The organism is Micromonospora sp. NPDC049101 (assembly GCF_040648675.1).
Classification (GTDB): domain Bacteria; phylum Actinomycetota; class Actinomycetes; order Mycobacteriales; family Micromonosporaceae; genus Micromonospora.
This window is the reverse complement of the sequence record NZ_JBEZED010000001.1, coordinates 257,115-279,399: the sequence shown is the minus strand read 5'-3', so window position 1 is coordinate 279,399 and position 22,285 is coordinate 257,115. Positions and strand designations below refer to the sequence as shown.

17 protein-coding genes are annotated in these 22,285 nt (G+C 73.3%); 15 read left to right on the top strand and 2 right to left on the bottom strand.

What is annotated here, in order from left to right:
• Positions 1-3 precede the first annotated feature (3 nt).
• Positions 4-747 (top strand): DUF2071 domain-containing protein, encoded by a 744-nt coding sequence (locus tag AB0B57_RS01320; RefSeq protein WP_357063810.1) that lies wholly within the window; start codon positions 4-6, stop codon positions 745-747.
• 23 nt (positions 748-770) lie between these two features.
• On the opposite strand, the gene AB0B57_RS01315 is transcribed toward AB0B57_RS01320, so the two are convergent.
• On the bottom strand, positions 771-1,748 hold the full coding sequence (locus AB0B57_RS01315) for an aldo/keto reductase (protein WP_357063807.1): 978 nt from the start codon (positions 1,746-1,748) through the stop codon (positions 771-773).
• A gap of 109 nt (positions 1,749-1,857) precedes the next feature.
• Here AB0B57_RS01315 and AB0B57_RS01310 point away from each other — a divergent pair, with 109 nt between their 5' ends.
• Positions 1,858-2,469, top strand: a complete 612-nt coding sequence (locus tag AB0B57_RS01310) for a dihydrofolate reductase family protein (protein ID WP_357063804.1) — start codon at positions 1,858-1,860, stop codon at positions 2,467-2,469.
• 42 nt (positions 2,470-2,511) lie between these two features.
• On the opposite strand, the gene AB0B57_RS01305 is transcribed toward AB0B57_RS01310, so the two are convergent.
• Positions 2,512-5,781 carry a BTAD domain-containing putative transcriptional regulator gene (locus AB0B57_RS01305; protein ID WP_357063801.1) on the bottom strand — a complete coding sequence of 1,090 codons (3,270 nt, stop codon included), beginning with the start codon at positions 5,779-5,781 and terminating at the stop codon, positions 2,512-2,514.
• A 182-nt stretch (positions 5,782-5,963) separates the two neighbouring features.
• Here AB0B57_RS01305 and AB0B57_RS01300 point away from each other — a divergent pair, with 182 nt between their 5' ends.
• The 13 genes from AB0B57_RS01300 to AB0B57_RS01240 all read left to right on the top strand — a co-directional run bounded on the left by AB0B57_RS01300 (position 5,964) and on the right by AB0B57_RS01240 (position 22,280).
• Complete coding sequence (locus AB0B57_RS01300; RefSeq protein WP_357063799.1) at positions 5,964-7,232, top strand: SGNH/GDSL hydrolase family protein; 1,269 nt, start codon at positions 5,964-5,966, stop codon at positions 7,230-7,232.
• Between the two features lie 31 nt (positions 7,233-7,263).
• Positions 7,264-7,611, top strand: coding sequence for a DUF1801 domain-containing protein (locus AB0B57_RS01295; protein WP_357063797.1), 348 nt, complete (start codon positions 7,264-7,266; stop codon positions 7,609-7,611).
• Between the two features lie 129 nt (positions 7,612-7,740).
• Positions 7,741-8,343 carry a dihydrofolate reductase family protein gene (locus AB0B57_RS01290; protein ID WP_357063794.1) on the top strand — a complete coding sequence of 201 codons (603 nt, stop codon included), beginning with the start codon at positions 7,741-7,743 and terminating at the stop codon, positions 8,341-8,343.
• A gap of 189 nt (positions 8,344-8,532) precedes the next feature.
• Positions 8,533-9,912 (top strand): hypothetical protein, encoded by a 1,380-nt coding sequence (locus AB0B57_RS01285; RefSeq protein ID WP_357063792.1) that lies wholly within the window; start codon positions 8,533-8,535, stop codon positions 9,910-9,912.
• 56 nt (positions 9,913-9,968) lie between these two features.
• A complete protein-coding gene (locus tag AB0B57_RS01280; protein ID WP_357063789.1) occupies positions 9,969-11,195 on the top strand; it encodes a MoxR family ATPase in 1,227 nt (408 codons plus the stop codon).
• Positions 11,192-12,424 (top strand): VWA-like domain-containing protein, encoded by a 1,233-nt coding sequence (locus AB0B57_RS01275; RefSeq protein ID WP_357063786.1) that lies wholly within the window; start codon positions 11,192-11,194, stop codon positions 12,422-12,424. Before AB0B57_RS01280 ends, AB0B57_RS01275 begins: the two co-directional genes overlap by 4 nt.
• A 151-nt stretch (positions 12,425-12,575) precedes the next feature.
• Entirely contained in the window at positions 12,576-13,964 is a 1,389-nt protein-coding gene (locus AB0B57_RS01270) for a cellulase family glycosylhydrolase (RefSeq protein ID WP_357063784.1), read from the top strand.
• Between the two features lie 12 nt (positions 13,965-13,976).
• Positions 13,977-14,612: an aminotransferase class IV gene (locus tag AB0B57_RS01265; protein WP_357063782.1), complete on the top strand. Its 636-nt coding sequence runs from the start codon at positions 13,977-13,979 to the stop codon at positions 14,610-14,612.
• An 81-nt stretch (positions 14,613-14,693) separates the two neighbouring features.
• Entirely contained in the window at positions 14,694-17,363 is a 2,670-nt protein-coding gene (locus AB0B57_RS01260) for a carboxylate--amine ligase/circularly permuted type 2 ATP-grasp protein (RefSeq protein WP_357063779.1), read from the top strand.
• 99 nt (positions 17,364-17,462) lie between these two features.
• Complete coding sequence (locus tag AB0B57_RS01255) at positions 17,463-19,241, top strand: N-acetylglutaminylglutamine amidotransferase (RefSeq protein WP_357063776.1); 1,779 nt, start codon at positions 17,463-17,465, stop codon at positions 19,239-19,241.
• Entirely contained in the window at positions 19,242-21,086 is a 1,845-nt protein-coding gene (locus AB0B57_RS01250; protein WP_357063773.1) for a prolyl oligopeptidase family serine peptidase, read from the top strand.
• A 17-nt stretch (positions 21,087-21,103) separates the two neighbouring features.
• A complete protein-coding gene (locus AB0B57_RS01245) occupies positions 21,104-21,664 on the top strand; it encodes a hypothetical protein (RefSeq protein ID WP_357063770.1) in 561 nt (186 codons plus the stop codon).
• 61 nt (positions 21,665-21,725) lie between these two features.
• Positions 21,726-22,280 carry a dihydrofolate reductase family protein gene (locus AB0B57_RS01240; RefSeq protein ID WP_357063767.1) on the top strand — a complete coding sequence of 185 codons (555 nt, stop codon included), beginning with the start codon at positions 21,726-21,728 and terminating at the stop codon, positions 22,278-22,280.
• The last annotated feature ends 5 nt before the right edge of the window (positions 22,281-22,285 follow it).

The window sequence follows — 22,285 nt, the reverse complement described above, 5'->3', positions numbered from 1 at the left end:
GGCGTGCACATCGAACCGGTCGACCACGCACCCCGGCAGGCGTTCCCCCGGGCGATCCTGCGACAACGCTGGGAAGATCTCACCTTCCTGCACTGGGCCGTCGCCCCGGAGGTCGTCGCGCCGCTGCTGCCGGCCGGCACCCGTCCGGACACGGTGGACGGCGTGAGCTTCGTCGGCCTGATCGGCTTCCGGATGGTCGGGCTGGGCTTCGGCCGCGGTCCGGGTGTGCCCTATTTCGGCACCTTCGCCGAGACCAACGTCCGGTTGTACTCCGTCGACGACACCGGCCGGCGAGCCGTGGTGTTCCGCTCGCTGGACGCGTCCCGCCTGGTGCCGGTGCTGGTGGCCCGGGTGACGCTGCGCCTGCCGTACCTCTGGTCGTCGATGCGGTTGGACCGCGACGGTGACCGCCGCGACTACCGGTGCCGTCGACGCTGGCCCGGCCCGGCGGGTGCGACGAGCCGGATGGTGGTGCGGGTGGGGGAGCGGATCGACGAGCCGAGCCCCCTTGAGCACTTCGTCACCGCGCGCTGGGGGCTGCACACACGGGCGCAGGGGCGCACACTGCACCTGCCGAACTGGCATCCGCGCTGGCCGCTGCACCGGGCCGAGCTGCTGCACCTGGACGACGAGTTGGTCACCGCCGCCGGGTTGCCGGCGCCGGTCGGGCCGCCGGTCAGCGTGCTCTACTCGCCCGGCGTCGGGGTCAGGTTCGGCCCACCGGTGGCACTGCGGCGGCCCGGCTGAGCGGTGCGCGGGCCGCCGCGGCCTCAGTAGCGACCGCCCTCCGGTGCGGGCAGCGCGTCCAGGTCGGCCAGGTCCTCGGCGCTGAGCCGCACGTCGCCGGCGGCGCAGTTGTCCACCAGGTACTTCGGGGTCTTGGTGCCCGGGATCGGGATGACCTGGTCACCCTGCGCGACCACCCAGGCGAGGGCCACCTGCGCGGGGCTGACCCCGGCGCGGTCGGCGATCTCCCGGACCCGGGCGACGATGGCGAGGTTGGCGCGCAGCGCGTCCTGCTGGAAACGGGGCAGGCCACGACGGAAGTCGTCGGCGGGCAGGTCGTCGAACGAGGCGAACCGGCCGGCGAGGAAACCGCGACCGAGCGGGGAGAACGGCAGGAAGGCGATGCCCTGCTCGACGCAGTACGGCAGCACCTCGGCCAGCGGGTCGCGGGTCCACAGCGACAGCTCGGACTGCACCGACGCCACCGGGTGCACCGCCTGGGCCCGCGCGATTTGGGCCACCGTCACCTCGGACAGCCCGAGCTGGCGTGCCTTGCCCGCCGCCACGGCCTCGGCCATCGCACCCCAGGACTCCTCGATCGGCACCTCCGGGTCGACGCGGTGTAGCTGGTAGAGGTCCACGTGGTCGGTGCCGAGCCGACGCAGGCTGTCGTCGATCGCCGCGCGGATGTGCTCCGGGCGGCCGTTGTTGCCGATCTTCGCGAGGTTGCCGGGACCGCCGGTGGGGGAGGTGACCACCAGGCCGGCCTTCGTCGCCAGGACGGCCCGCTCGCGGTGACCCCCGGCCAGCGCCCGCCCGACCAACTCCTCGTTGGTGTACGGCCCGTACACGTCCGACGTGTCGATCAGGGTGGCGCCCAGGTCGAGAGCCTGGTGGATGACCGAGATCGAGGTGTCGTCGTCGCGCGGGCCGGTGACGTCGTACGCGTGGGTCATGCCCATGCACCCGAGGCCGATGACGCCGACGTCGGGACCTGCGTTGCCCAGTGTGGTGGTTCGCATGCGCCCTACGCTACGACCCGGCGCGGCCGACCCGCACCCGGCGTCACCGGCCAGTAGGGTCGGTCCATTGTGGGGAGCACCGCCTCCGGCACACGATTGGAGCTGCCACGTGGCGAGCAGACTGGTGGTGGGGACGTTCCTGTCCCTCGACGGTGTGATGCAGGGCCCCGGCGGGCCCGGCGAGGACGACTCGTTTGGGTTTCCGCACGGCGGGTGGCTGCCGCCGCACGTGGACGAGGATTTCGGCGAGATCATGGGTGGGGTGTTCGACCGGGCGGACGGCATGCTGCTCGGCCGGAAGTCCTACGACACCCTCGCCGGGCACTGGCCCGACGTCTCCGACGAGGACGGCGGGGCAAAGATCAACAGCATGCCGAAGTACGTGGCGACGCGCAGCCCGATGACCGCCGACTGGCGCAACACCGAGGTCCTGGTGGGTGCGGCCGCCGAGACGGTCGCCGCGCTCAAGCAGCGCACCGACGGCGAGCTGCTCGTGCAGGGCAGCAGCGACCTGTTGCGTACGCTGCAGACCGCCGGGCTGGTCGACGAGTACCGCCTGCTGATCTTCCCGGTCGTCCTCGGCCAGGGAAAACGGCTCTTCGCCGAGGGCACCGCCCCGGCGGGGCTGAGACTGACCGGGTCGCGCACCACCACGGCGGGCGTCGTCTACGCCACCTACGAGGTGGCGGGCCAGCCGTCGTACGGCACCGTCCTGCACTGAGGCGGACGTAGGTCTCTGCGTGCTCGGCGCACTGCGCCCTGGTCAACCGCGCAGGGCCGCCAGGCCCGAGCCCCGAACGACGCGACGGACCTCCTCGGGCGACAGTCGCCGTCCCTGCTCGTAGGCCACGGCGAAGTCCTCGACACCCAACCCAGCCACGGCCAGCGCGGTCGCCCGCTCGACGTCGGGTCGGTCGGCCGGCGCCAGCGGGAGGCCGGTCGCCTCCCGGCTCGCCGCCGCCGCGCCGAGCAACCGGGCCGCGTCCTGCGGGCGGTCACCGGCGGCGGCCACACCGACCAGGATCTGCCACGGGTCCTGGTCGGCACCCAGGTCCGCGGCGACCTTGGCCGCCCGCAGGTGCCAACCCAGGGCTGCCGCCGGGTCGCCGCGCAGCTCGGCGACGTACCCCAGCTCGCCGAGGACTCCGGTCAGGTAGAGAGGCTGCCCGGGGCCGTCCTGCTGCCGTGCGGCCGCGTCCAGCAGGTTGCGCAGGTGGGCCTCCGCCAGGTCGAGCAGACCCTCCCGCCGCGCCGCGGCGGCGAGACACAGCTCGGCGAACACGATGCCGAGCGGCGTCCCCTGCTCGGTGGCCAGCCGCAGCCCACGACCGCTGAGCTGCCGCGCCCGCGGGTAGTCGCCCCGTTGCAGGGCCACCCAGCCCAGCCAACACAGGTGACCGGCCAGCTCGAACCAGAGGCCCAGGTCCTCCGCGACGCGCAGGCCCTCCTGGTACAACCGATCGGCCTGCTCGTAGTCCCCGGTCATGCCCGCCTGGGCGCCGAGCCACTCCGTGGCCTGCAACAACCCCCACCGGTCGCCGAGCCGGCGGAACAGCGTCGCGCTCTCCGCTCCGTCGCGCGCCACCATCGACCCGTCGCCCCGGGCGTACGCGTGCTTGGCGCGCAGGCCCAGGGTGGCGGCCACGATCCACTCGTCGCCCAGCCCGCGTGCCTCGGCGAGGACGCGGTCGAGCAACTCGCCGGTGGCCGCCACGTCACCGAGGTCGATCTGCGCGTAGGCGAGAAACCACTGCGCCCGGAGCCGGCCGTGCGGGTCGTCGATCCCCTCGTACCGCCGGATCGCCGCGTGGTGGCGTGTTGCCCAGTCCGCGACGTCGCCGGACAGGAGAGCGAAACCCAGGTGCCACGCCGTTGCGCGGGCTCGCTCGGCGGTGGGCCCGTCCGGCGAACACCCCAGTGCCGCCCCGAGCCGCCGGCGGGCCTCGGTGAACCGGCCCCGGAGGAACCAGTACCAGCTCAGCGCGTTGGCCAGGCGCAGCGCGAGGTCCCCGTCGCGCTGGCGGACCGCGGCGTCCAACGCGCCGCGCAGATTGGCGGACTCGGCGTCGAGCCGCCGCAACCACAGGCGTTGACCCGGACCGTGCAGGTGGTCCCGTGCCCGCTCGGCCAGCTCGGCGAGGTGCCGGTGGGCGCGCGTGCGGATCTGGTCCACCTCACCGGCCGTGCGCATCTGCTCCAGGCCGAAAGCGGCGACGGATTCCAGCAGCCGGTAGTGCGGGCTGCCGTCGCGCGGTGCGACGACGACAAGCGACCGGTCGACGAGGCGGGCCAGCAGATCCGCGACGCTCGCGGCGGGCACGCCGTCGGGCGCGCAGACGGCCCGCACCGCGTCGATCCGACCCCCGTCGGCGTACGCGGCCAGCCGTCGCAACACCACCCGTTCCGGCTCGGTGAGCAGCTGCCAGCTCCAGTCGAGCATCGCCAGTAGCGTGCGCTGGCGGGGAGGTACGCCCCGGTGCCGGGCCCCCAGCAACCGGAACCTGTCTTCGAGCCCGGCGACCAGACCCGGCACGCCCAGCCCACGGACCTGGGTGGCGGCCAGCTCCAGCGCCAGCGGGATCCCGTCGAGCCGACGACACAGGGTGGCGACGGCGCCCGCGTTCTCCACGCTGAGCGTGAACCCCCGGTCCGCGGCGGCCGCCCTGGCCACGAAGAGCCGCACCGAGCTGGAGAGGTGCAGGGCAGCCAGCTCCGTACCGCCGCTCTCCTCGGGGACCGGCAGCGGCGGGACGACCCACACGACCTCGCCGGACAGCCCGAGCGGCTCCCGGCTGGTCGCCAGCACGTGCACCCCGGGTGCCGCCCGCAACAACACGGCGGTCACCTCGGCGACCGGTTCCACCAGATGCTCGCAGTTGTCCAGCACGAGCAGGAGCCGGCGGTCGCCCAGCACCCGGGCGAGCCGGTCGGTCGGCGCGCTGGCCGGGCCCGCCTCGGCGGCGTCGCGGACGTCGAGCACCGCCAGCACCAGCTCCGCCAACGCGTCCACCGTTTCGGGCGCGTCGGACCGGGCGATGCCCGCCAACTCGACCAACACCGCCCCGTCCGGGTACGCGGCCGTCCGGCCGCGGGCGACCGCCAGGGCGAGCCGGGTCTTGCCGACCCCACCGATGCCGACCAGGGTCACCAACCGGTTGTGCGCCAACTCCGCGGTCAGCTCGGTGACGGCCGTCTCGCGACCGATCAGCTCGGTCAACGGGGTCGGCAGGTTCGTCCGCGCGGGAGCGACGTGCTCTGCCGCGCCGACGGCTGCCGGTGGTGTGGTGAGCGTCGGATCGTGCGCGAGGATGGCCCGCTGTAGCGCGACCAGTTCGGGGCCGGGATCAAGCCCCAACTCCTCGCGGAGTCGGACCCGCAGCTCGTCGTAGCTGCTCAACGCCTCGGCCTGGCGCCCCGCCCGGTACAGGGCGAGCATGTGCAGCCCCCGTGCGCGTTCGCGCAGCGGCTGCCGGGCCAGCAGGTCGCCGAGGTCACCGACCACGGCACCGTGCTCGCCGAGTGACAGCCGGTCGTCGAGACAGTCCTCCAGGGCGAGGAGCCGTTGCTCCTCCAGCCCGGCGACCACGGCGGCGGTGAACGGCTCGTCGCGGAAGTCGGCGAAGGCCGGACCCCGCCACAGGGCCAGCGCCGCCGCGAAGAGCGCCACCCGAGATCGAACGTCCCGCGTGGCTCGCGCCTCCGCCACCATCCGGTGGAAACGGCGGGAGTCCACGTCGTCGTGATCGACCAGGAGCCGGTAACCGGGTGGCGGTGACCGCACCAACTCCCGACCGCCGGGCTCGGCCTCGGCCAGCACCCGGCGCAGCTGCGACACCTTCACCGACAGCGCGCCGGCGGCGTTCGCCGGCGGGCTGTCACCCCACAGATAGTCGATGAGCCGATCCGCCGGCACCGGCTGCCCCTCGTGCAGCAGCAACGCGGCGAGCAGGGCCCGGACCTTCAACCCCGGGACGGCCACCACGCCACCGTGCGTGGTCCACACCGTCAACGGGCCCAGCACCCCGAACCGCATGGCGGCCAGGATACGGCCCCGACCTGCGTCACGAGGGCCGGCGCGCAGACCACGCGGCCGGGGGGTGGCAGCACACCGTAAAGAAACGGTAAGGCCGCCCCGGCAGGGTGAATCCCATCGGACGGCCGGCGCGAGCCGGCCCCAACCAGCCACCCACAGTCGTTTCCCGAAGGGGCACTCCCATGTCGACGTCGAACCGCTGCATCCTGCCCGTACTCACCGCCCTGTGCCTGCTGGCGCCGGCCGCCCCGGCCAGCGCCGCGACCACCGACCGCGACGCCCCGGGGGCCTGGTCGGCGGCCTGGTCGGCCGCCCACCACCACCCCGTGCCGGGCAGCGACTGGTTCGGCACCAACTGGTCCATGACCGGCTTCGCCGACGAGTCGGTTCGGCAGGTGGTGCGGGTCAGCGCGGCCGGCTCCCAGATCCGGATCCGGGTGTCCAACCGGTACGGCAGCCAACCGCTGCGCCTGACCGGCGCCACCGTGGGCCGTCCGGACACCGGAGCGGCGGTGCGCCCCGGCACCCTGCTGCCGGTCACCTTCGACCGGCGGCGCTCGGCCACCGTGCCCGCCGGCACCGAGGCCACCTCCGACCCGGTGTTCCTGCCGGTACGGGCGCTGGACGCGGTGACCGTGACGCTGTACTTCGCCGGTGCGACCGGCCCGGCCACCTACCACCAGGACGGGCTCACCAGCACCTACCGCGCGACCGGCGATCACCGCTTCGACCACCGCGCCGCCGCCTTCTCCGGCGAGACGAGTCAGTCGTGGTATCACCTGACGGGGGTGGACGTCACCGGGTCGCCGCGTACCCGGGGCACGGTGGTGACGTTCGGTGACTCGCACACCGACGGATACGGCTCCACTCCCGGTGCCGACAACCGTTACCCGGACCAGTTGGCCGAACGACTGGTCGCCGCCGGCCGCCCACTGGCGGTGGCCAACGCCGGGATCGGCGGCAACAAACTGCTCGCCGACTCGACGTGCTTCGGCGAGCGGGGCGTCAGCCGGTTCCGCCACGACGTCCTCGCACAGCCCGGGGTGCGGTCGGCCGTCGTCCTCGTCGGCATCAACGACATCGTCGGCGGCGGCTACCCCGACTTCGGCTGCGGCGCGTCGCCGGTGGTGACCGCCGCCGCGCTCATCGACGGCCACCGGGCGCTGATCCGGGCCGCCCGGGTCCACCGGGTCACCGTCGTCGGCGCCACGATGCCGCCGATGAAGGGCTCGGCCGGCTACACCGGCGAGAGGGAGGAGGTCCGCGACGAGGTGAACCGGTGGATCCGCACCAGCGGCGAGTACGACGCCGTCGTCGACCTCGACCGGATCCTCGCCGATCCGTCCGACCGGGACGCCCTGCGGCCCGCGTACGCCCACGTCGACTTCCTGCACCTCAACGACGCCGGGGCGACCGTCGCCGCTGCCGCCGTCGCCACCCAGATCCGCTGAAACCAGTAGTCACACCCGGAGGGACCCGAACATGACCAGCCATGACGTCGATGAGTACCTGGGTCGGCTGCCCGTCGAGCACCGCGACATCGTCGCCGCACTGCGTGAGGTGATGCGGGAGTGCGCCCCCGACGCCCGTGAGGTGATCAGCCGGGGCTCGCTCGCCTGGCAGGGTGTCAAACTCCTGGCGATCCTGAGCCTGAGCAAGACCCACGTCACCTTCGCGTTCGCCCGGGGCGCCGAGTTCACCGACCGCCACGGACTGCTCGCCGGTGTGGGAAAGGCAACCCGGCACGTCAAACTCAAGCCGGCCGGCACCCTGGACCGTGTGGCGCTGCGCGACTACGTCCACCAGGCAGTGGTGCTCGACAAGGGCTGAGCGCCCGCGCCGGAAGAAAATCAGGCGCACGTGTCGAGAGCGGGGGCCGCTGCTTCGACCACGGGGTGAGGGCCGGGCACACCCGGTCCCACCCGCGGGCGGACACCGCACGGACCAAGGAGTGGATCGATGACGAAGGTGACGACCGGGGCGACGATGTCGTTGGACGGCTACATCGCGGACGCGTCCCACGGTGGCTTCGAGTACCTCTTCCAGTGGTACAACAACGGCGACGTCGAGACGCCGACGGCCAACCCGAAGATGACGTTCCGGACGTCCGCCACGAGCGCCCGGCACCTGCGGGAGCTCACCGAGCGGACCGGCGCGCTCGTCGTCGGCCGGCGGCTGTTCGACATGACCAACGGGTGGGGCGGCCGGCACCCGTTGGACGTGCCGGTGGTGGTCGTCACGCACCATGTGCCGGAGGGCTGGGAGCCGGAGGGTGAGTCCTTCGTGTTCGTCACCGACGGCATCGCCAGCGCCATCGACCGGGCGAAGGCGCTCGCCGGTGACAAGGAGGTCGGCGTCAACGGCGGCACCATCGCCGCCCAGGTCATCGAGGCCGGCCTGCTCGACGAGGTGCACGTCGACCTTGTGCCGGTCCTGCTCGGCGCCGGCGTCCCACTCTTCGCCGATTTGAAGATCACGCCACTCCAGCTCGACGGCCCCCTGCGCGTCGTCGAGGGCGACGGCGTCACCCACCTGGCCTACCGGGTACGCCCAACAGCCTGAGCGCCCCGGGGACCGGCCATTCAGGTCGGTCCCCGCTCGAGCGCGGCGTACCTCAGGTTCCGGGTCCACCGGTCGTGGCGGGTCGCTCCCGGCTCTGGCGGACTCCGGGCCCAGGGCGGTATGCTCCGCCGCGATGATCACTTCCTCTCGTTTCAGATTGGGGGTCCCATCCGCGAACGGTGAGTGCTGATGCACTCCCGGGCCGCGAATGCGGATTCTCGACTGTCCTTCTGGCGGCGTGTGCGCGAGTTCGCCGTGCCGCAATCCATGATCGAGCGAGCGACCGCTCGTCGCCGGGTCGGTGACTGGGGCGGGGCGTGCGCCGCCGCCCGCGTCGATGCCGACATCAGCCTGCGCGCGGTCGCCAACCAGCACGGCCGAGAGCTGGCGGCACGGCTCCGGGCCGACCTTCGTCACCTGGCCCCTGACCTGCTGCGGTGGCACCTACCGAGGGTCGCCCCCGATGGTCTGCTGCGTCCGGGTCTCACCCTCTCGCTGATCCGGTACGACCCGGAGCAACCCGACGGCAACGCGGTGCACCTGGTGGCCCGCACCGCGCCGGCCTGGGCTGACGCCGGTCAGCGGATCAGCCTCGGGCTGTGGGACCGGTCCCGTCGCGGGTCCGGCCCGCGTTCCCACCCCGACCAGCGCTTCCGCCTCGACCTGCACCGCCACCTGTTCGACGCGCGCCGGACCGCCGAGTTGCGGGCCCGATCAGGTGCGGGCCGGTCGTCGGCCGCCGCCCCACCCGCGGGCGTCCCCGACACTGTGGAAGCGGGCTGCGCGACCGACCGGTGGCCAGCCGAGGCGGCGCTCCTGCTCGCGGCCGACGGGCGGGCCAGCGGTGCTGTCGTGGTGCGTCTCGGCGCCCGACGTCGGCTGGTCCTGGACGTCACCGCGAGCGCGGACGGCGGTCGGTCACCCGTGGCGCGGGTCAGCACGCGGGAGGGCGGGACCGGGCTGCCGGTGCTGCCCGACGCGGCGACCTGGGTGCTGCCCGATCTGGCGCTGCTGCGCGCCGGGCTCGTCGAGCCCGACCGACTGCATCCCCTGGTCACGGCGGCACTTGTGCCTGAGCGGCCGGTGCCTGAGCGGCCGGTGCCGCCCGGTTCGGCGGCGTCGTACCCGGCCGCGGCACCACGCCTGGTGTCGTGCCGAGGCGCCCACCATCGCATCGGCCTGGTCGACGGGGTGCTCGCCACGTTCGACCACAGCCCGGCCGAGATCCGCCGGGAGGAGTTGCTGGCCTCGCTCACCGGGACCCCGCTGCCCTGCCTGCGGGCCATCGACGAGGCGCACCGACAACCGGAGTGCCTTCCCGACGTACGGGCACGGCTCGACCACGGCGACACCGCTGGCGCGCTGGCCACCGTCGAGGCCCTGCTCGGCCCCGACGCGCTGCTGCGCGACGGTGCCCTGCGCGACGAACTCGAGACCGCCGCACAGCGGCGGATCACCCACGCCCTGTTCCGGGCCGGCCTGATCGGGGCCGAGCGCGGCCCCACCGCCGACGCACCTCGCCGCTCGGGCCCGCGCCGGCGGCGCACGCGCCACGCGACATCCGGCTGACCGCCGACCCCACCGCTGCGGTACGGCCTCCGCACCGCACACGAACCCCACAGGTGATGACCATGCCCGCATCCGGTTCTCAGCTCGATGTCGCCGACGACCTGCTCGCACTGCTCGGCGCGACCACCACCGAGCCCCGCGCCGACACCCAGTTGTCGGCACTGACCCTGACCGTGGCCGCGGACCTGCCCGTCCTGCTCTGGGGGGCGCCCGGCATCGGCAAGACGGCAGCCCTGACCCACCTGGCCGAAACCCTGGATCTGCCGCTGACGACTGTCGTCGCCAGCGTCCACGAACCGTCCGACTTCTCGGGACTACCGATCGTCGGCGACGACCCGGCGACCCAGGGCGTTCCGATGGCCCCGCCGGACTGGGCGGTACGCCTGGTACGGGCGGGTCGAGGGCTGCTGTTCCTCGACGAGTTGTCCACCGCGCCGCCCGCCGTCCAGGCCGCCCTGCTGCGCCTCGTCCTGGAACGCCGCGTCGGTGCCCTGCGGCTGCCGCCAGGTGTCCGGATCGTCGCCGCCGCCAATCCACGGTCGTCGGCCGCCGACGGGTGGGAGCTGAGTCCGCCGCTGGCCAACCGCTTCGTCCATCTCCAGTGGACCCACGACCACGAGGTCGTCGTCCGCGGACTTGGCGGCACCTGGCCCCGCGCGGCGTTGCCCCGGCTCAACCCGGACCTGGTGCCGGAAGCCGTCGCCTTCGCCCGCCGGGCGGTGTGCGGCCTGCTGTCCGTCCGCCCGGATCTCGTACACCGGCTGCCCACCACCGACGCCGCCCGCGGTGGGCCGTGGCCGTCGCCGCGGAGCTGGGAGATGGCACTGCGCCTGACCGCCTTCGCCACGGCGGCGGGCGTCTCCCGCGAGGTGCTGTCGCTCCTGGTGCGGGGGACCGTTGGCGACGGCCCCGGGCTGGAACTGCTGGCCAGCGTCGATCGGATGGACCTGCCCGATCCGGAGGAGTTGCTGGCTGACCCGGCGGCGGCGGTGCTGCCCGAACGGGGCGATCTGCGGCAGGCCGTGTTGGACGCCGTGGTGGCGGCGGTCCGCAACCGCCCGGAGCGGTCCCGGTGGGACGCCGCGTGGGAGCTGTTGTCGCGGGCCGTCGAGACCGGCGCGCCGGATCTGGTGGTGGTCCCCGCGACCACCCTGGCCACCCTGCGCCGGGAGGACTGGGACGTGCCCGCCACGATCGAACGCCTCGCCGGGGTGGTGTCGCTCTCCCGGCGAGCCGACCGGGCGGCGACGCGGATCGCGGCCGCCGCCGGTGCGGCACGATGAGCGCGGGCGACCCGGCGACGATGGACGTCGACAAGCTGTACGCCGCCCGCCTGTACGCCGCCCGTGTGCGCCCCTACCTGGCGACCGCGTTGTTCGCCCTGCACCCGGTGGCGTCACGGCGGGTGCCGACGATGGCCGTGGACCGGCACTGGCGCTGCTACGTCTCGCCGACGTTCGTGGACCGCACCCCGCTGGAGGAACTCGCCGGGGTGTGGGTGCATGAGGTGTCGCATCTGTTGCGCGACCACCACGGCCGGGGTGACCGGGTCGCCCGGGACCGGGGGCTCGGCGGCCCGGGGGAGCGGCTGCGCATGAACATCGCCGCGGACTGCGAGATCAACGACGACGTGTTCGGTGACGGGCTGACGATGCCCGAGGGTGCCGTCGAACCGACGTCGCTGGGGCTGCGCCCGGGGGAGTTGATGGAGGACTACCTGCGCCAGTTCGGGCTGGGTCCGCGTACCCAGGATCTGGTCTGGTTGGACTGTGGCAGTGGCGCGGACGGGCTGGCGCGGGAGTGGGACCTGGGACCCGACGGCGCGCACGGCCTCAGCGAGCAGGAGCGCGACGCGGTCCGGTTCCGGGTGGCGGAGGGCATCGCCGGACACCCGGGAACCGTGCCGCAGGGGTGGCGACGGTGGGCGGAACAGGCGTTCCACCCACCGCAGCCGTGGCGTGACCTGCTGGGGGCGGCGGTCCGCTCGGCGGCGGTGGCGGCCGGGACCGGCGCCGAGCACACCTACGGCCGGCCGTCGCGGCGATCCCACGGCGTGCCGGGTGTGGTGCTGCCCAGCCTGCGTCGCCGACCTCCGTCGGTGTGCGTCATCGTCGACACGTCCGGGTCGGTCAGCGACGCCGAGTTGGGTAGTGCGCTGCTTGAGGTGGCGGCGATATCCCGGGCGGTGGGCGGTCGGCGTGACCTGGTGAGCGTGTTGCCGTGCGACGCGGCGGCCCGGATCGTGCACCCACTGTGTCGCGCGCAGGAGATCCCGCTGATCGGCGGCGGAGGCACGGATCTGCGGGCCGGCTTCGCCCGTGCGCGGCGGGTGCGGCCGGACGTCATCGTGGCGCTGACCGACGGGCAGACACCCTGGCCGAGCGCCCGTCCGGTGGCGCGGACGGTGGTGGGGCTCTTTCCCCGGGCCGGGGCGTCGTGGAGCGAGGACGCGGACCGTGCCCCCGTCACGCCACCGGAGTGGGCGCGGGTGGTGACCATCGGGCCACGCTGAGTTCGACCTGCCGCACCCCGCGACCGACGCTCCGGCCGGCCAGAAAATCAGCCGCGCGGCCTTGAACCGCATAGCGGAAGATCGATATTGTCTGCCGCAGGCGCCGCCCCGCCACAGGCCATCACCGTCGATAGACCGAAGCGGGTTCAGCATGCGCACACTGAGACTTGTCACGACTCTGGCCGTCGCCGGCCTGCTCGCCGGTGCGGTGGCGACAGTCGCCACCACACCGGCCAGCGCGGCGACCGCCGTGTTCTCCGTGACGAACACCTGGGGCAGTGGCTATCAGGGGCAGGTCACCGTCACCAACAACACCTCCGCACAGATCAGCAGCTGGCGGGTCGAGTTCGACCTGCCTGCCGGGTCGAGCATCAGCCAGTCGTGGAACGCGCAGCAGACGACCTCCGGCAGCCACTACGCCTTCAGCAACGTGTCGTGGAACGGCACGCTCGGCCCCGGCGCGTCGACCTCGTTCGGCTTCCTCGTCACCGGGTCGGGCACCCCGGTGAACTGCACGGTCAACGGCGACAGCGTGTCCTGCACCGGCGGCACACCGCCGACGACGACTCCGCCAACCACCCCGCCCCCGACCACGCCGCCGCCGACCACTCCGCCTCCCACGACTCCGCCGCCGACCACCGGCACTCCGGTCGAGCGGCACGGGCAGCTACGGGTCTGCGGCACGACGATGTGCGACAGGTCCGGTGCGCGGGTGCAGTTGCGTGGCATCAGCAGCATGTGGCTCAACTGGGAGACGGCCCCGTACGCCGAGAACCTCTCCGCGTTGACCTGGATGCGCGACAACTGGAACCTCCAGGTGATCCGCGCGGCGATGGGCGTGGAGCCGGCCGGCGCGTACCTGAGCAACCCCGGCAAGGCGCGGGCGCAGGTGGAGACCATCATCAACAACGCGGTCAGCGCCGGGGTGTACGTCATCGTCGACTGGCACGCGCACGAGGCACAGAACAACCAGTCCCAGGCGGTGGCGTTCTTCGGCGATCTGGCCCGCCGCTACGGCCACCTGCCCAACGTCATCTGGGAGCCGTACAACGAGCCGTTGCAGGTGAGCTGGACCAACGTCATCAAGCCGTACCACCAGGCGGTGGTCTCCGCGATCCGTGCCGCCGACCCGGACAACATCGTCGTGCTCGGCACCCCGACCTGGTCGCAGGACGTGGACGTGGCGGCGGCCAGCCCGGTCACCGGTACCAACCTGATGTACACCCTGCACTTCTACTCGTGCACCCACGGCGCGTCGCTGCGGGCCAAGGGTGACGCGGCGATCCGTGCGGGCCTCGCGCTGTTCGTCACCGAGTGGGGCGCCAGCAACGCCGACGGCGGCCTCGACGGCCGGGCCTGCCTGCCGGAGGCGCAGTCCTGGATCGACTGGATGAGGGCGAACGGCATCTCCTGGACGGCGTGGAAGCTCGACGTCGGCACCGACACCACAAACCTGCTCAGCCCCGGCGCGCCGGTGACCGGCGGGTGGACCAACTACCTGCACGGCCACGCGCCGTTCGTGGTGGCGAACATGAGGTGACACCATGACGCGGTGACGCGCGTGGACATCAACGGCGAGCCGGCGACCGTCGAAGACCTGCATCGGGCAGCCGTGTGGAACTACGGCCACTTCACCTCCATGCAGGTGCGCGGCGCGGCCGTGCCCGGCCTGTCCCTGCACCTCCGTCGCCTGCACGAGGCCTCGGCGGTGCTGTTTCCCGACGCCGTCCCGCCGTCCGGCGACCAGGTCAGGACCCTCATCGACCAGGCGCTGGGCGGCCGGGACGACGCCTCCGTCCAGGTGACGGTCCTTCCCAACCCCACCCGGCGGTCCAGTACCGACATCATGGTCTCGGTCGACGAACCGGCCGACGACGCTGCACGTGCGCCGCTGCGAGTCCGGACTGTCCGGTACGAGCGAGAGCTCCCGCAGCTCAAACACCTGGCCACGCTGGGTCTCACCCTCCATCGCCGCCAGGCGCGCCAGGCCGGATTCGACGACGTCCTGTTCGCCGGCCGAGACGGCTCCCTCCTTGAGGGCTCGGTCTGGAACGTCGCCGACCGGGAGCCGATCCGGCCAGCTCGCTGGGGGGCGGGCGGTATTTGTCCACATTCTGCGCCGACCCGCGACCGCGCCTGCTCCCACCGCGCGTCGCCGGGATGCCAGCAGAACGGTCCGCCACCTTAACGTGCCAGAAACACCCCCGGTACCAAACCTGGGAACGCTCGTCGGACAGCCACGACCACCGACACGCGAACCGGGGTGACCATGGCCGACAACACCACCAACGTGCCGACGTTCGACGGGGCGATGGGCCGGTCCGGCAACGGCCGGGCCCTGCCCACACCACGCGCCAACCCGACCGTGACCCTCGACGACGGCGACCCGGCGGATCTGGCCACGATCGGCGTCGAGGAGGAGTTCCACGTCGTCGACCTGCACACCCGGGAGTTGGTGCCCCGAGCCGGGGAGTTGCTCGACCGGCTGCCGGCCGACTCGTTCACCGCGGAGTTGCACCGCAGCGTGGTGGAGACCAACACCGCGGTCTGCCGCACCCTGGACGAGATCCGCGCCGAGCTGACCCGGCTGCGCCAGCTGGCCGTCCAGGTGGCCGACCGGGCCGGGCTGGGCATCGTGGCGGCCGGCACGGTGCCGCTGCGCGCCGACGGCGACCCGAGCGTCACCCCCACGTCCCGGTACCGGCGGATGCTCGACGAGTACCAGTTGCTCGCGCGGGAGCAGCTGATCTGCGGTGCGCAGGTGCACGTCGGGGTGACCGACCGGGACCTGGCCGTCGCGGTCACCCGCCGGGTCCAGCCGTGGCTGCCGGTGCTGCTCGCCCTGTCCACCAGCTCGCCGTACTGGATGGGTCAGGACAGCGGCTACGCCAGCGTCCGGTCGCTGGTCTGGCAGCGCTGGCCCACGGCGGGTGACCCGGGCGAGGTGACGAGCGCGGCGGATCACGAGGCGCTGGTCGCCGAGTTGATCTCCTCCGAAACGATCACCGACCCTGCCATGATCTATTTCGATATCCGGCCGTCGGCGCACGTGCCCACCGTGGAGTTGCGGATCACCGACGCCAACGCCGACGTGGAGACCATCGTCCTGCTCACCGGCCTGTTCCGGGCCCTGGTCCGGCGGGAGGTCGCCGCCCTGCGTGCCGGGGTGGAACGCACCGCCGTGCGACCACCGGTGCTGCGCGCCGCGGTCTGGCGGGCGGCCCGCTCCGGGCTGGAGGGCGACCTGCTCGACCTGCCCCGCTCGGCCCGGCCGGTGCCGGCCGCCGAGGCGGTCCGCCGCCTGGTGACCGACCTGCGCCCGCAGTTGGAGGCGACCGGCGACTGGGAGCAGATCCGCGAGCTGACCCGGTACGCCCTGGAGCGCGGCAGCTCCGCGGCGCGGCAGCGCCGGGCGTACGAGCGTCGCGGCCGGTTGGCCGACGTGGTGGATCTGCTCCTCGACGAGACCCGGGGCCGGGTCCGCGAGGCACCGCCGGGTGCGTCCGCACCGCCGGTGCTGCCCACGTACGCCGATGCCGGTGACGAGGTCTTCGGAGCGAGCGGGCCGGCACCGGCGTACGGCCCGATCCTGGCGGCCCTGCGCCGACTCGGTGCCGGCGCCCTCCGACAGCGCGAGCACGACCGGGACGAGGAACAGCGCGCCCGCGGCGTGACGTTCAGCGTGGCCGGCGAGGCGAGCACCCGGCTCTTCCCGGTCGACCTGGTGCCCCGCGTGGTGCCGGCCGCCGACTGGCGGACGCTGCGCACCGGCCTGGTGCAACGCGCCCGCGCCCTGGACGCGTTCCTGTGCGACGTCTACGCCGACCGGGCCGTGGTGGCCGACGGCGTGGTGCCGGCGTGGGTGGTGGAGTCCTCGCCCGGCCTGCGCCCGACCGGCGCGCTGATGGGCCGTCGGGGCACCCGCGCCCAGGTGTCCGGGACCGACCTCGTCCGGGACCCGGACGGCGGCTGGTACGTCCTGGAGGACAACCTGCGGGTGCCCTCCGGAATCGGCTACGCGGTGCAGAACCGCCGGCTGACCCAGGCGGTGCTGCCGGAGCTGCCGGTGCCGCAGGACCTGCTGTCCGCCGACGAGACGCCGGCGATGCTGTACCGGGCGCTGATCGCCGCCGCGCCCCCCGCGGCCGACGAACCCGCCCTGGTGGTGCTCAGCAGTGGCCCGGGTGATCCCGCCTGGTTCGAACATCGGCTGCTCGCCGACGAGATGGGTGTGCCGCTGACCGAGACCAGCGACCTGCTGGTGGAGGAGGGCCGGGTCTGGCTGGTCCGCGCGGGCAGCCGCAGCCGGGTCGACGTGATCTACCTGCGGATGGACGAGGAGGCCCTGCTGCACGCGCCGGGCGCCGACGGGGTGCCGCTGGGCTGGCCGTTGCTCGCCGCCGTGCACGCCGGGCGGCTCACGCTCGCCAACGCGCTGGGCAACGGCGTCGGCGACGACAAGGCGCTGTACGCGTACGTGCCCCGACTGATCGAGTACTACCTGGGCGAGAAACCCCTGTTGGGGGACGTGCCGACGTACCTGTGCGGGCTGCCCGAGCAGCGGGCCGAGGTGCTGGACCGGCTCGATGAGTTGGTGCTCAAGCCCGTCGACGGGTACGGCGGCGACCGGGTGGTGATCGGCCCACGGGCCGAGGCGGAGGAGTTGGACGCCGTCCGGGAGCAGATCCTCGCGGCCCCGCACCGGTGGATCGCCCAGGAGATGGTGTCGCTGACCACCCACCCGGTCTTCGACGGTACGGCTCTCGCGCCCCGCCACGTCGACCTGCGGGCCTTCGTGTTCCTCGGCGAGCAGGCCGAGGTCGCGCCGGTGGCGCTGACCCGGGTGGCCCCGGCCGGCAGCATGATCGTCAACTCTTCGCGAGGCGGTGGGTCGAAGGACACCTGGTTGCTCGGCGCGGCCGAGCAGAATTCGGTGTAACCCACGCTTGACCATCCCGTCATCGGTACGCAACCCGGTCCGCCAAACCTGGACCGGTCAGCGGCCCGAGCGGATCCGAGCCGATGAGAGGTGTGTGCCATGTGCGGTATCGGAGGCGAGCTACGCCTCGACGGGGCGTCATCGGATCTGGCCGCCGTCGAGCGGATGCTCCCCGCCCTGGCCTCCCGGGGTCCGGACGGCGAGGGGCGGTGGCAGCACGGGCCGGTGGCCCTGGTGCACCGCCGGTTGCGCATCATCGACCTCTCCGACGGCGGAGCCCAGCCCATGGTCGACCCCGAGCTGGGTCTGGCCCTGGTCTTCAACGGCTGCATCTACAACTACCGAGAGCTGCGCGACGAGCTGACCGGCCTGGGCTACTCCTTCCGCTCGACCTCCGACACCGAGGTGATCCTCAAGGCGTACCACAGGTGGGGCACGGCCTGCGTCGAACGGTTCTACGGGATGTTCGCGTTCGCCCTGGTCGAGCTGGCCACGCACACCCTGGTGCTGGCCCGCGACCGGCTCGGCATCAAGCCGCTCTACCTGGCCCAGGGGCCGGGCCGCATCCGGTTCGCCTCGACCCTGCCGGCGTTGCTCGCCGCCGGTGACGTGGACACCGACCTCGACCCGGTGGCGCTGCACCACTACATGAGTTTCCACTCGGTGGTGCCGGCACCGCGCACGATCCTCGCCGGGGTCCGCAAACTCCCGCCGGCCACCGTGCGGGTGATCACCGCGGACGGCCGGAGCACCGACACGCTCTACTGGCAGCCGGAGTTCAGCCGGGCCGCCGCCGATCCGATGTCCGCCGACGAGTGGCAGGAACGGATCATGGCGGCGTTGCGCACCGCCGTACGCCGACGGATGGTGGCCGACGTGCCGGTCGGGGTGCTGCTCTCCGGCGGGCTCGACTCCAGCCTGATCGTCGCGTTGCTGGCCGAGCAGGGCCAGACCGGGCTGGCCACCTTCAGCATCGGGTTCGAGGCGGCGGCGGGGGAGAGCGGCGACGAGTTCCACTACTCCGACCTGGTGGCCCGCCACTTCGACACCGACCACCACCAGATCCGCATCGGTGCCAGCCGGTTCGTCCCCGCCGTGCACGACGCCATCGCGGCGATGAGCGAGCCGATGGTCAGCCACGACTGCGTCGCGTTCCACCTGCTGTCCGAGGAGGTCTCGCAGCGGATCACGGTGGTGCAGTCCGGGCAGGGCGCCGACGAGATCCTCGCCGGCTACGACTGGTACCCGCCGATGGCGAACGTGGCCCGCGCGGACGCCGTCGAGGCGTACGCCCGGGTGTTCTTCGACCGTCGGCACGACGCGCTCGCCGGGCACCTGGCGCCCGAGTGGATGCTCGACCACGACGCGAGCCTGGAGTTCGTCACCGCCCACTTCGGCGCGCCCGGCGCGGACACCGCGCTGGACGCGGCACTGCGCCAGGACAGCCTGGTCATGCTGGTCGACGATCCGGTCAAACGGGTCGACAACATGACGATGGCCTGGGGGCTGGAGGCCCGGGTGCCGTTCCTCGACCACGAGGTGGTCGAGCTGGCCGCCGCCTGCCCGCCCGCGTTGAAGCTGGCCCAGGGCGGCAAGGGCGTGCTCAAGGCGGCGAGCCGGGGCATCGTCCCGGACGAGGTGATCGACCGGCCGAAGGGCTACTTCCCGGTGCCCGCCATCCGGCACCTGTCCGGCCCACTGCTCGACGACGTCCGGGACGCGCTGACCGCCCAGCCGGCGCGCGAGCGGGGCCTGTTCCGCAAGGACTACCTGGAGGAATTGCTGGACGCACCGAACACCCGGCGGACCACGCTGGGTTCCAACGCGCTCTGGCAGCTCGGGCTGCTGGAGCTCTGGTTGCAGCGGATCGGGGTTTAGATGAGCGTACGGACCGAGGTGCCGCGTACCACCCGGCGGACCCGACCCGCCAGCCCTCGGCCGGTGGTGCCGGTGCCCGTGGTCGAGGAGTACCGTCCCGCGCCGTCGCCCGACGGCCGCCGGGTGGCGTACCTCTCCGACCAGGGCGGCAGCCCGCGCGTCTGGGTTCGCGACGTCGACACCGCCGAGGCCGTCGCGCTGCCCACCGGCGACGAGCCGGTGTTGGCGCTGAGCTGGTCCCCGGACGGGCGGTGGCTGGCCTGCGTCATCGCACCCGGTGGCGCGCCCCGCACCGAGCTGTGGGTGCTGCGCCCGGACGGTACGCGACGCCGCCAGGTCGCCGGGTTCGGCCGGCGCAGCGCCGCGCTGGCCGGCTGGCTGCCCGGCGGCGCGGTCCTGATGGTCACCGAGACCGACGATCACGGCCGGGCCGTCCTGATCGACGCGGACACCGGGCACCGGCGGGTGCTCGCCGAGGGTGACCTGCTCACGCTCCTGGACGTGACCCCGGACGCCGGCGCCGTGCTGCTGCGCCGGGGCCCCCGTAACGCCCGGTGGTTGGAGTTGCTGGACGTGGCGACGGGCGGGCGGCGGCGGCTGTTCCCGGACACCGGGCGGGGCAGCACCGACCAGGGCTGGTTCGGCCCGGACGGCACGACCGTGCTGGCCCGCACCGACGCGTTCTCGGAGCTGGCCGCGCTGGTGCGGGTCGACCTGACCCGACCGGAGCGGACGCCGACCCGGCTCGCCGGGCGACCGGACGCCGAGTTGGAGCACGTGGCGCCGAGCCCGGACGGGCGCCGTGCCGCGCTGCTGTGGAACACCTACGGCGGGCGCAGCGAGCTGAGCCTGCTCGACCTGGCCGACGGCGTGCAACGGGCCGTCGCCGCCCCCGGGGAGGTGCTCGACGACGCCGTCTTCGCCGCCGGCGGCGACCTGCTCTGCGTGACCGCGCAGGGGCCGGTGCAGCCCCGGGAGGTCTGGCTGGTCGACGCGTCCACCACGGCGCCGCGCCCGCTGCGGCCGAGCACCACGACCACCTCTACGAGCGGCAGCGGCGTCGCGCCACAACTCGTCGACCTGCGCGCCCACGACGGGTTACCGCTGTCCGGCTGGCTGTACCGCCCGGCCGGGCCGGGTCCCTGGCCGACCGCCATCAGCCTGCACGGTGGCCCGGAGGCGCAGGAGCGCCCCGGTTACCACCCGCTGTTCCAGGCCCTCGTGGCGCAGGGCGTGGCCGTCTTCGCACCCAACGTCCGGGGGTCGTCCGGGTTCGGCCGCTCCTTCGTCGCCGCCGACAACCTCGCCGGCCGCTACGGTGCGATCGCCGACGTGGCGGCCTGCGGTGAGTACCTCGTCGACGCCGGCATCGCCCGGCCCGGTCAGCTCGGCTGCCTGGGCCGTTCCTACGGTGGTTACCTGGTCCTCGCGGTGCTGGTGAACTTCCCCGGGCTGTTCGCCGCCGGGGTCGCCGAGTGCGGCATCTCCGACTTCCACACCTTCTACGCCGGCACCGAGCCGTGGATCGCCGCCGCCGCCGTCAGCAAGTACGGCGACCCGCAGCGGGACGCCGAGCTGCTGCGTGACCTGTCGCCGCTGACCCACATCGACCGGCTGGACGTGCCGGTGCTGCTCATCCACGGCGCGAACGACACGAACGTGCCGGCCGGCGAGTCGGCCCAGGTGGCGCGGGCCCTCGCCGCCCGGGACGTGCCGCACGGGCACCTGGTGCTCGCCGGCGAGGGGCACGACTTCCTGGCCCGGGCCAACCAGGAGGCGGCCCGTACGGCCACCACCGCCTGGCTCACCCGGCACCTCGCCGCGACCGCGACCACCGTCGGCTGAGGCGTTATCCTGCGCCGGTGGAGGTCACGACGCAGGGCGAGCGGTTGGCCGCGGACCTCAGTCGGTGGCTGGCCGAGGTGACGTTCGTCGACCTGGACGTCGACGCGGTCACCGCCCGGGTGATCGACGCGGTGGTGGGGTGGGCCGAGGCCCAGGGCTGGCGGGTCTACCGGCGCGCGCCAAGCGTGCTGCCGTTGCCACCGCCGCTCCAGCAGCGGCACTCGGTCCTCGACGTGGCGTGTGCCCGCCCGGACGGCCCGCCGGTCGTCGTGGAGGTCGACCACACCGACCGGGCCCGTACGGTGCAGAAGCTGCGCGCCGAGGCGGACGCCGGTCGCATCCCGCTCTGGGTGCGGTGGGGAGTCGGGCGGTTCATCGCGCCGCCACCGCCGGTGCGGATGGTGACCGTCGAGGTGACCCGGCGGGCCGGGCCCGCCGGGCGGGGACGCCTGCACAGCCGCACCGGGGACCGCCCCGCGCCGGCGCACTCGACAGGCGGTGCCACGGTGGCCACGCCGGCGCTGCCCCTGCCACTGACCGACCCGGGCGACGGTAAGGGCATTGCAAGCGAATCGTAAGTGGAGATCGGCAGAGTTCTGGGTGTCACCGGAGAACACGACGAAAACCCAGGAGATCCCGATGCGCAAGCTCATCAACTCGACCTACCTCACCCTCGACGGCGTCATCGAGAACCCGATGTGGACCGCGCCGTACTTCGACGAGGAGGCCGCCAGCCTCGCCGGGGCGCAGACCACCGAGGCCGACGCGATGCTGATGGGACGGGCCACCTACGACGGCATGTCCGCCGCCTGGCCGAACATGGACGAGAGCGACCCGACCACGGGCGCCGCGTACTTCAACAACGTCAAGAAGTACGTCGCCTCCACCACCCTCACCGACCCCACCTGGAAGAACACCGAGGTGCTCCAGGGTGACCTGGTCGAGGCGGTCACCGCGCTCAAGGCCCAGGAGGGCAAGAACATCATCCAGTACGGCTTCGGCTCGGTCACCGCGCAGTTGATCAAGGCGGGCCTGGTGGACGAGGTCCGGTTCTGGATCCACCCCGTGTTGGAGGGCGGTGCCAACCTGACGGTGGCGCTCACCGACTTCAAGGCCTCGTTCGACCTGGTCGACACCCGGGTGCACAAGAGCGGCGTGATCGTCGCCTCGTACGCGCCGAAGGCGACCGCCTGAGCGTC